Below are 10,012 nucleotides of genomic sequence, written 5' to 3' on the forward strand. Positions count from 1 at the left end.
GGAGCTATTGACTCCTCCTCCCGTCGACCAACTCTCCGCATACGCACGCGAGTTGGTCGACCAGATCCCCCGCCGCCGGGTGGCCCGCGCCTCGTGGAGTGATCGCGTAGACGCCTCGGGTCGGCGGGTCCGTCAGGTGGAGGGGCGTGACGTCGGGGCGGAGGGACGCGGTCAGCACTCCGGGGACGAGGGCTATCGCGTGGCCCGTCGCGACCAGGGCGAGTTTGCCGTGGAGGTCGGCCGCCGTGAGGTCGATGCGGGCGGTGACTCCGGCGCGGGCGGCGTGCTGGTGCAGGAGGGCCGCCGAGCCGTCGTTGTCCTCGGCCCAGACCTCCTCGGCCAGCTCCTGGATGCGTACCGGCCCGCGCCCGGCCCCGGGGTGGTCGGCGGGTACGACGACGACCATCGCGTCGAGGCCGAGGAAACGCCGTACGACCTGCGGGTCCTCGGGCAGGCCCGGAGGGGCGTCGGTGACTGCGGCCAGGTCGAGTTCGCCGTCGCGCACGCGCTGGTGGAGGTCGCCACTCAGCCCCGGCAGCAGGGACCAGCGGACCGGCCCCGACGGTCGCTGCAGGCGTTGGAGTCGTTGGAGACGTTGCACGGCCTCCGGGACGACGCCGGCGGCGAGGGACGGGGTCGCGCCGATGGTGAGAGGGCGGGTGCAGGAACCGTCGCGGTGCTCGCGGGCCGCCCGCACCGCCCGGTCGGCCTCCCTGAGGGTGGCGACGGCGTGGTGCAGGAACGCCTCTCCGGCGGGTGTGGGGCGTACGCCGCGCGCGTGCCGCTCCATGAGGGGGACGCCGAGTTCCCGCTCCAGTCCGGCGATCTGGCGGGACACGGCCGACTGGGTGTGGTGCAGTTCGGTCGCCGCCGCCGACAGCGAGCCGAGCTGACAGGCCGTCACGAAGGCGCGCCACACAGTCAGTTCCATGTCCGCAGTATGCCCGGCCTGCCGGTATGCGCAGCGGGCAGGGTTCGTATGCGAGATCTGCGCTTGTCGCAGACCGTACGGGCCCGGCACGCTCACGCGTATGACTCGTACGACTCGCCTGCCCACCGCCGTGTCCCCGTCGCTCCGTGAGCAGCCGCTCGACGTGCTCGAACCGCTGCACGCGTACGTCCGCGGGCACGCGACCGGCGATCCCGCCCACTTCAGGGCCGCGTTCCTGCCCACCGCGCACGTCGAGGGCGTACGGGACGGCGTGTTCGTCTCCTGGACGCTCGACGACTACTGCGCGCTGTTCCCCGGCAGGCCCGCCCCGGACGAGGCGGAGCGGACGCGCCGGATCGACGCCGTCGACGTCCACGGCACCGTCGCGACCGCGACGATGACGCTCGCGCACGGCGCCGACACGTTCACCGACGTCTTCCTGCTCGTGCGCGGCGCCGTTGCGGGCGAGGGCTGGCGGATCGCCAACAAGGCGTACCACCGCCACAGTTGACGGCGACGGCCGACGAGGCTCAGAGGCGCTTCTCCAGGAGCGTCACCGCGTACGGGGCGCCGAGCCCGCCGTCCTTCCCGGCCAGTTCCCCGGCGACGGTGTAGCCCGCGGCCTCGTAGTACGCGCGCAGCCGGGGGTTGTCGGCCAGGCAGTCGAGTCGGCACCAGGTGCGGCCGCGGGCGGCGATGCGGCGTTCGGCTTCGGCGAGCAGGTGGCGGCCGGTGCCGGGCGGGGCGGTGCGGCGGTCGGTCATCAGGCGGTGCACGTACCCGGCGTCCGGCGGCTGCGGGCCCCAGGCGGCCGGGTCGTCCCACCACAGCTCCCAGGCGCCGGCGGTCGGCCCGTCGGGGCCGAGGCTGGCGATCCACACCTCGCCCTCGTCGAGGCGTCGGCGGAAGTGGTCCTCTCCGAGTTGGCCGGGCTTCCACTGGTCGATGCCGTGGGCGAGCTGCCAGCGGGCGGCGTCGTCCCGCAGCCGCACCAGCTCGGCCAGGTCCGACGCGTCCGCCCGACGGTACGTCAACTCGACTGAGTCCAGCGGCGGTTGGAGGAGTCGGTGGTGCAGGGCTTCGATCAGCTCGTCGTCGACGCCGAGGGCCTTGCGGGCGTAGTCGTGGACGGAGCCGTACTGCCGGGTGAGGGCGTCGAGGAAGCGGCGCATGACATCGGCCGGGGCGCGGCCGTGGTCGGGCCAGGCGGGCTTCCGGCCCGCGCGCTCGGCGCTCCAGTCGGCGACGAGTCGGGCCGTGGCGTGTTCGGTGCGGGCGAAGTCGTCGACGATCTGCGTCTCGGGTACGCCGAGCAGGGCGAGGACGAGCGCGGCGACGAGGCCCGTGCGGTCCTTGCCGGAGGCACAGTGGAACACCAGCGGCTCGTCGCCGCCGTACGCGATCACGTCGAGGACCTGCCGGATCTCCTCGGCGCCGTCGTGCGCGACCTCCACGTACTTCTCCGCCAGGAACGGCCCGGCCGCCACGTCGGGGCCGAGTCCGGCCTGGTCGTACGGGCGGTGCTCGATGCTCAGGTTGTGGTACGCGAACGACGGGTGGTCCGGGACGCGTCCCTTGCCGTCGATCTCCCACGGGTACCGCAGGTCGACGACCGTGCCGATCCCGAGGGCGAGGAACCGCTCCCAGTCCGCGCTGTCGGCGGCGAGCTTGCCGAGGGAGTCGGAGCGGTAGAGCCGGCCCCAGCGCACCGTGTGCCCGTCGGGGGTCGTATATCCGCCCAGGTCACGGAAGTTGTGGAGGCGCTCGAAAGGTATGTGTCTGCTCACAGCTCCGGAGCCTATGCCGGGTCGATCTTGGCGCGGGCCATGAGGAGCGGCTGGAAGAAGCCCGTCTGTCGCGGCGTACGCCACTCGACTCCCGTGAATCCGGCCCGAGTTGCCCACTCCGTCAGACGTGCGCTGCCGAGCGCCCAGTACGTGGAGCGGCGGACGCGGACGCGCCAGTCGTCGTCGGGCGCGGTGGCGCGTGGCGCCGGGAGGAGCTGGAAGTGCTCCAGGTCGTAGTGCTCGCCGTCGTCGTGCCAGTTCCACAGCTGGAACGTGACGGTGCGCCCCCGCCCCTGGGCCGCCCCGCCCGTGTCCGGGTGGACCTGCGGCGGGGTGGAGGCGGGCCGGTCGCGCAGCAGCTCGTCGTACGGGCGGGTGCTGACCAGCAGCAGGCCGCCGGGGCGCAGCACGCGGTGCATCTCCGCGAGGGCCGCGTGCACGTCGTCGGCCGTCAGCAGGTGGGGCAGGGAGTTGTCCGCGCAGACGACGACATCGAACTGCCCGCTGTCGAACGGGAGTTGCCGCATGTCGGCGGCCGCCGTGCGGAGCGGCACCGTACGGCGTGCGGCCTCTCGGCTCGCGCGGGCCGCCGCGCGCGGGCTGAGGTCGGTGCCGGTGACGCGGTGGCCCCGCCCGGCGAGGCCGAGGGCCTGTGTGCCGATGCCGCAGGCGCAGTCCAGCACCGTCGCGGGCTCGGCCCCGGTGCCGCGGGCCTCGCGGACGAGGGCGTCGAGGGCCTCGCCCTGGCGGCGGATGCTCGCGTCCCAGTCGGCGTAGATCAGGTGGTAGTCGTCGGCCAACTCGTCGTAGAAGCGCGCCACAGGGGTGTCGGACATGGGGCGAGAGTACTGGCCGGCTGGCGGGCGGTTACGCGTCCGTGGGGCGACGTCACCGGGCCGGCGCATCGCTCCTCGCCCCGCCCGCTCTCACCGCAGGCCCAGCGCCCAGGCGTCGCGCTCCGGCCTGATCGCCGCGACCGCGAACAGCCCGCACGCCGCCATCACCAGCGCGGCCAGCGCGAACGCGTTGCCGTAGCCCGCCGCCGCGGTGTCCGCCGCGTCGACGAAGTGACCGGTCAGGGACGGCGCGACCAGACCTGCGAGGGTGCCGGTGCCCGCGACGATCCCGAAGAGGGCGCCCCGCTGCGCGGTGGGCACGACCTCGGCGACCGTCATGTAGTGCAACGGGACGGCCACGGCGACGGTGCCGAAGGCGAGGCCGATCAGCAGCAGCCGCGGCAGGTGCCCGTCCACGAACGGGAACGCAGCCATCGCGCAGCCCGCCACGCACACGGCGATCCCCTGCGTGGCGCCGGTCGACCAACGGCTGGTGACGCCACGGGACTTGAGGACGTCCATCAGCGGCGACACCGTGAGGAGCAGGACCAGACTGAACGCGGAGATCACGCTGATCGTGGTCGCCGCGGCGCCGGCGGTCAGGTCGAGCTCGGTGCGCAGATAGGCGGGCAGCCACGCGTGGCTGACGGACAGCGCCCAGCCCGCGCCGAATCCGCTGGCGACGGAGCCCAGGACGGTGCCGGTGAAGAGGAGTGTGCGGTACGGGAGCCGTTCGGGCGCGGTCGCCGGTGCGGTCGAGTCGGTCGGCCGTTTGTCGTCGAAGGGTCCGTCGTGGCCGACGCGCCACCACACCAGGGCCCAGCAGGCGCTGACGACGGCCAGTGCGGCATAGGCGGCGCGCCAGCCGTGGTCGGTGATGATCCAGGTCAGTACGGGCGCGGAGACCAGGGTGCCGATCGCGGCGCCACTGATCTGCAGCGCCGAGGGCAGCCCGCGCCGGCCCGGCGGAAACCACTTGTACAGGGCGTGCATCGACATCGACGCGGCCGGCCCCTCCGCCGCCCCGAGCAGCACACGCCCCGCGACGAGCGCGGGCACGGTCGCGACGACCAGGACGGGCAGTTGCGCGACGGCCCACAGCGACGTCATGGCGAACAGCAGCACACGGCTCGAGATCCGCGCGGACAGAAAGCCGACGACGAGCCCGGAGAGGCTGAACAGCAGCGAGAACGAGCTGGAGATCATGCCGTACGTGCTGTGGGAGATGTTCAGCTCGTCCATGATCGGGACGGCCGCGAGCCCGAGGACGGACTTGTCGGCGAAGTTCACGACCATGAAGGCCACGATCATGACGGTGATCAGCCGAGCCCGCCGCCGGTCGTACGCGGGCGGCGACGCCTCCCCCGCCTGCTGATCCGAGGCGTCGCCCGCGCCCTCGGACGGGGCGTCACCCGTGCCCTCGGACGAGGTTCGAGGGTGGTGTCCGGGCGGGCCGGTGGGGCCGGTCGGGGGCGCGGTCGGGTGGGTTGCCATGGGCGACTCCTGCGCGAGGGGCGGCACTGCCGCATTGCTGCCGAGTGGAGATTCCGAACCGAGGCTGTCGAATCGAGCTGTCGAACCGAGGTTGCGGACTGACGTTTCCGAACTGGTTGTCTCGTAACAAGACTGACGTCCGGCAACGTAAAGGCAGCGTCAGCGCACGGTCAATGCCCTGAAAGGCGCTTCCGAATCTCCGCCGACTCTGGTCGAGTTACGAGACAACCTGTACGGTAACGAGCCAGTCGGGGGAGGACCGGAAGAGCGGAGCGGAACGCATGGCAGGCATGCCCTCACTGGCCGATCTCGTCTGGGCGCGGGGTTACACCGATCCCGTCCGGGCCCGGTGTCACACGACCTCGGGCCGGGAACTCGTGCCGAGCCGACGCGTCTGGCGCGGCGCGGGCGGGCCCTCCCCACTCCCCGGCGCTTCCCCGACGCCCGAGCAGGCGACGGTCGGCGCGCTCGACGGCCTCACGTTCGCCGGGCCGCACCAACAGCCCGTCACGCTCCCGGAGTTGCTGGGCCTCGCCGAGTCCGACGCGCTGCTCGTCCTGCACCGCGGCCGCCTCGTGCACGAGCAGTACCTCCACGGGTACGAGCCGCACGTGCCGCACTTCAACGCCTCGGCCGCCAAGTCGTACCTCGGGCTCGTCGCGGCGGTGCTCGCCCACGAGGGGCAGCTGGACCGGGGCGCCCAGGTCGCCAAGTACGTGCCGGAGCTGGCCGGGACGGCGTTCGGGGACGCGCAGGTCGACCACCTCCTGCACATGGGCACGTCGATGAGTTACGCGGGCCGCCCGTACGACAAGGCCCTGGAGGCGCAGCGCTACTTCGCGGTCGTGGCCCCGCGGTTGCGCCCGTACGGCTACTCCGGGCCGGACAGCATCCGGGAGCACCTGGCGACGGCGCGGGCGACGGGTGCACCGGGGGTGGAGTTCCGGTACGAGAACGGCAACGTCGAGGCGCTCGCGGAAGTGCTGCGCCGGGTGACCGGTGTGACGACCTCCGAGCTGCTGTCCGAGGTGCTGTGGTCGCGGATCGGCGCGGAGGAGGACGCGTACTACCTCCTGGACCCGGAGGGCGCCGAGGCCGCTTGCGGGGGCTTCAGTGCGACCGCGCGGGACGTGGCGCGGCTCGGGGAGATGCTGCGCTGCGGCGGCGCGGCCGGCGGGCGTCAGATCGTGCCCGAGGCGGTGGCCTCGACCGTCGTCTCCGGTGCGCCGGACGGCTACGCGCGCCGCGTCCGCTTCCCCGCCGCGCCGCCCGACAGCCCCGCGTCCCTCTCGTACCACGACCTCTGGTGGATCCCCAACGATCCGTACGGCTCGTTCCTGGCGAGCGGGATCCACGGGCAGCGACTGTTCGTGTCACCCGGGCTCGATCTCGTGATCGTGCACTACGCGTCGCAGGTGGTGTCGCCCGCGGTGCCTCAAGTCCCGCTCGTTCAGGCGTTCTTGGCGATCGGCCGGCATCTGGGCGGGTGAAGTGGTCCGCCTGGCGGGTGGGGGCGGCCTCGCGTCAGGCCGTCATCGGGTTCCGTCTCAGGTGGGCATCGGGTTCCGTCGCAGGAAGTCGGCCACCGCGTGTGCCGTGGCGTCGGTGTGGGTGAGGGTGAACGAGTGGTTGGCGCCCGGGAGTTGGACGTCCTCGGCGTGCGGCAGCCATGCGTGGACGAGGGCGCGGGTCTCGGCGAACCAGGGGCCGCTGTCGGTGCCGCCGACGTGGAGTGCCGGGCAGGTGATGCGGCGGGCGTCGGCGGGGCCGAACCGCCAGGCGAGGAGTGCGGGCACGTCGGTGTCGAAGAAGGTGGCCGTGTCCCGCTCCATCTGCCGTACGGAGCCCGGGAGTCGGGCGTCGAACACCTCGCGCCAGTCCGGTCCCGTCACGAGGGTGAGGAGCTCGTCGAGCGCCGCCGCCGGGCCGTGTTCGCGGCGGGTGCGCCGCAGCCGGTCGTTGACCGCGCGGAACTCGGGCGCGCTCGCCGTGTGCACGGGCGGGGGTTCGAGGAGTACGAGGGTGTGCGTGCGGTGCGGTGCGTCGGCCGCGAGCTGGAGTGCGACGGCGGCGCTGTACGAGTAGCCGAGGACGTGGGCGCGCTCGACGCCCAGGGCGTCCAGGAGGGCGACGCAGTCGGCGGCGTCGCCGTTGACCGAGCCCGGGCCGTCGGCGGGGCTGCTGCCCGCGTAGCCGCGCCGGTGGCAGAGGATCGTGCGGTGGCCGGCCGCGAGCGCGGGGTGCTCGGCCAGCGGCTGCAGCTCGTCGGCGGTCAGGGCGGTCTGCACGAGGAGGACGGGCTCCCCCGCGCCCCGCTCGTCCACTTCGAGCTCGGCGCCCCGGACCGCGACGCGTCGTACCGGCATGAAGGCCATTGTCGGCGCCCGACCGGCACCGCGCAGCCGCAGTCACAGGCCCCCCGCCTCCGCCTCCGTGCGACAGGATGCGTACCGCCGCGACTTCGGAAGAATTGCCAGGGATGCCCTCGTACCACCGCATTCGAGAGGACTCCCATGACTGTCGCCGACACACCGATGCACCTCACGCAGGGTGCGCACGTAGGGATCTCGGTGTCCGATCTGGACGCCTCGATCGCGTTCTACTCGGCGCTGACCGGCCGTGAACCCGTCGCGCGGGGAACCATGGACAGCGAGCCGTTCGGCCGTACGCAAGGGCTGCCGAACGCGAAGCTGCGGTACGCGACGATCAACATCGACGGGCTCGGCATCGACCTGATCCAGTTCCAGGACCCGGTGGACGAGCGCACCAACGGCAAGGCGAACCGGCCCGGCTCCATGCACCTGTGCTTCAAGGTCGACGACTTCGAGGCCGTCCATCAGCGCATGAAGGACGCCGGTTACGACTTCCTGGGCGACGCCTACACGTTCATCGCGGGCGAGGTCACCCCGGAAGCCGCGCTCGACACGAAGGTGGCGTACTTCAACGACCCCGACGGCACCAATCTGGAGATCATCGAACCCAAGGGCGGGTTCGCCAACTAGCCCAGTTAGTACGGGCGTCGGGACCGCGCGGCCGACCGGGGACGTCAGGCAGCGGTGACGGCCGACGGCGCATCCGTCGCCTCGATCGTGCGCACGAGGGGTGCGAGCCGCGGGTCGGCGGCGGCCTCTGTGAGTGCCTCACGGAGGGCCGCCTCGTTGGTGGGGCGGGCCTCTGCGAGGAGCTTGAGGCCGGCGTCGGAGACGTTGGTGTAGATCCCGCGCCGGTCCGTGGGGCACAGGTAGCGGGAGAGCAGGCCGCGGTCCTCGAGGCGGGTGACCAGGCGGGTGGTGGCGCTCTGACTGAGGACGACGGCGTCGGCGACCTGCTTCATCTGCAGATGGCCGCCCTCCCCGTCGTGCTGGCGGCTGAGCACGTCAAGGAGGGAGTACTCACGCACGCTCAGGCCGTGCCCGGTCTGGAGGGCGTGCTCCAGGTGGGACTCGATCCGGCCGTGCAGCAGGGAGAGGGCGCACCAGCCGTGTGCCAGGGCGGTGAGTGCGGGGGCGGTGGCGGTCATCGGGGCTCCTTTGTCGGACCATCCCCTCAATAGTTGCACACGAGGACTAATGCATGCCAGGGTTGACCCCGCTTGCATTTATCCCGCGCTTGCAATTATTGTCTTTCGACGTAACCCCAGCGCACAATCACCTGGAAAGGTCCTCCCATGCCTCTCGCGCTCCTGGCCCTCGCCATCGGGGCCTTCGGGATCGGCACCACCGAGTTCGTGATCATGGGCGTGCTGCCCCAGGTCGCGGGAGACTTCGGCGTCAGCATCCCGACGGCCGGCTGGCTCGTCTCCGGCTACGCGCTCGGCGTCGTCATCGGCGCCCCGCTCCTGACCGTGCTCGGCACCCGGGTCTCCCGCAAGAAGATGCTCATGTTCCTCATGGGCCTGTTCATCGCCGGAAACGCCCTCTCGGCCGTCGCCCCCAGCTTCGGCCTCATGCTGACCGGCCGGATCGTGGCCTCCCTCGCGCACGGCGCGTTCTTCGGCATCGGCTCCGTCGTCGCCGCCGACCTGGTCGCCCCGCAGAAGAAGGCCTCCGCGATCTCCCTGATGTTCATGGGCCTGACCGTGGCCAACATCGTCGGCGTCCCCGGCGGCACGTACGTCGGCCAGGCCGCCGGCTGGCGCGTGACCTTCGCGATCGTCGCCGCCCTCGGCGTCGTAGGCCTCCTCGGCGTGGCCAAGCTCGTCCCCGAGACCGGCCGGCCGGAGTCGGTGAGCGTCCGCGGTGAGTTCGCCGCCTTCCGCAACGTCCAGGTCTGGCTCGCGATGGCGATGACCGTCCTCGGGTACGGCGGTGTGTTCGCCGCGATCACCTACATCACGCCGATGATGACCGAGGTCGCCGGATACACCGAGGGCGCCGTGACCTGGCTGCTCGTCCTGTTCGGCGTCGGCATGTTCCTCGGCAACCTGCTCGGCGGGAAGTTCGCCGACCGCGCCCTGATGCCGATGCTGTTCACCGCCCTCGCCGCCCTCACCGCCGCCCTGCTCCTGTTCACCGCGACCGCGCACGACAAGGTCCTGGCCGCGATCACCCTCTCCCTGATCGGCGCCCTCGGCTTCGCGACCGTGCCGCCGCTGCAGAAGTGGGTGCTCGACCAGGCCTCGGCCGCCCCGACCCTCGCCTCCGCCGCCAACATCGGCGCCTTCAACCTCGGCAACGCCCTCGCCGCCTGGCTCGGCGGTGTCGTGATCGCCGCGGGCCTCGGCTTCACCGCCCCGAACTGGGTCGGCGCGATCCTCTCCGGCACGGCGCTGCTGCTCGCGTTCCTCGCGGCCCACCTGGACCGGCGCACCCGTAAGGCGAGCCGCGTCGTCGCCGGGTCCGCGACGGCCGAGCCCGCCCCGGCGAGGGTCTGAGCCCCTCCCCCGGACTTCGGGGGTCGGGTCCCGCGCCCCGTAGGCGGCGCCCCCCCCCGGCCCGGCCCCCCCGCCCCCGAACCCCTCAACC

9 protein-coding genes and 1 pseudogene are annotated in these 10,012 nt (G+C 72.5%); 4 read left to right on the forward strand and 6 right to left on the reverse strand.

Features of this window, described 5'->3' with window-relative positions:
* Nucleotides 1-4: 4 nt before the first annotated feature.
* Entirely contained in the window at nucleotides 5-931 is a 927-nt protein-coding gene (locus ACIDOF_RS36890; protein ID WP_409010637.1) for a LysR family transcriptional regulator, read from the reverse strand.
* 163 nt (nucleotides 932-1,094) lie between these two features.
* Here ACIDOF_RS36890 and ACIDOF_RS36895 point away from each other — a divergent pair.
* Nucleotides 1,095-1,442 (forward strand): annotated as a pseudogene (locus tag ACIDOF_RS36895) (nuclear transport factor 2 family protein); the annotation flags it as partial.
* Between the two features lie 19 nt (nucleotides 1,443-1,461).
* Here ACIDOF_RS36895 and ACIDOF_RS36900 read toward each other — a convergent pair.
* The 3 genes from ACIDOF_RS36900 to ACIDOF_RS36910 all read right to left on the reverse strand — a co-directional run bounded on the left by ACIDOF_RS36900 (nucleotide 1,462) and on the right by ACIDOF_RS36910 (nucleotide 5,048).
* Nucleotides 1,462-2,718, reverse strand: a complete 1,257-nt coding sequence (locus ACIDOF_RS36900) for a tyrosine-protein phosphatase (RefSeq protein WP_409010638.1) — start codon at nucleotides 2,716-2,718, stop codon at nucleotides 1,462-1,464.
* An 11-nt stretch (nucleotides 2,719-2,729) separates the two neighbouring features.
* A complete protein-coding gene (locus tag ACIDOF_RS36905) occupies nucleotides 2,730-3,554 on the reverse strand; it encodes a class I SAM-dependent methyltransferase (RefSeq protein ID WP_409010639.1) in 825 nt (274 codons plus the stop codon).
* Between the two features lie 90 nt (nucleotides 3,555-3,644).
* Nucleotides 3,645-5,048 carry an MFS transporter gene (locus ACIDOF_RS36910; RefSeq protein WP_409010640.1) on the reverse strand — a complete coding sequence of 468 codons (1,404 nt, stop codon included), beginning with the start codon at nucleotides 5,046-5,048 and terminating at the stop codon, nucleotides 3,645-3,647.
* 281 nt (nucleotides 5,049-5,329) lie between these two features.
* Between ACIDOF_RS36910 and ACIDOF_RS36915 the strand changes: the two genes are divergently transcribed.
* Nucleotides 5,330-6,538, forward strand: coding sequence for a serine hydrolase domain-containing protein (locus ACIDOF_RS36915; RefSeq protein WP_409010641.1), 1,209 nt, complete (start codon nucleotides 5,330-5,332; stop codon nucleotides 6,536-6,538).
* 57 nt (nucleotides 6,539-6,595) lie between these two features.
* Here the strand turns inward: ACIDOF_RS36915 and ACIDOF_RS36920 are convergent, their stop codons facing one another.
* Complete coding sequence (locus tag ACIDOF_RS36920) at nucleotides 6,596-7,414, reverse strand: alpha/beta fold hydrolase (RefSeq protein WP_409010642.1); 819 nt, start codon at nucleotides 7,412-7,414, stop codon at nucleotides 6,596-6,598.
* A 147-nt stretch (nucleotides 7,415-7,561) separates the two neighbouring features.
* Here ACIDOF_RS36920 and ACIDOF_RS36925 point away from each other — a divergent pair, with 147 nt between their 5' ends.
* Nucleotides 7,562-8,050, forward strand: coding sequence for a VOC family protein (locus ACIDOF_RS36925; RefSeq protein ID WP_409010643.1), 489 nt, complete (start codon nucleotides 7,562-7,564; stop codon nucleotides 8,048-8,050).
* Between the two features lie 44 nt (nucleotides 8,051-8,094).
* Here ACIDOF_RS36925 and ACIDOF_RS36930 read toward each other — a convergent pair whose 3' ends face one another.
* Entirely contained in the window at nucleotides 8,095-8,568 is a 474-nt protein-coding gene (locus tag ACIDOF_RS36930; RefSeq protein WP_409010644.1) for a MarR family winged helix-turn-helix transcriptional regulator, read from the reverse strand.
* Nucleotides 8,569-8,715: 147 nt separating this feature from the next.
* Between ACIDOF_RS36930 and ACIDOF_RS36935 the strand changes: the two genes are divergently transcribed.
* A complete protein-coding gene (locus tag ACIDOF_RS36935) occupies nucleotides 8,716-9,921 on the forward strand; it encodes an MFS transporter (protein ID WP_409010645.1) in 1,206 nt (401 codons plus the stop codon).
* The last annotated feature ends 91 nt before the right edge of the window (nucleotides 9,922-10,012 follow it).

Source organism: Streptomyces sp. Da 82-17 (genome assembly GCF_046098215.1).
In the GTDB taxonomy this organism is placed as follows: Bacteria; Actinomycetota; Actinomycetes; order Streptomycetales; family Streptomycetaceae; genus Streptomyces.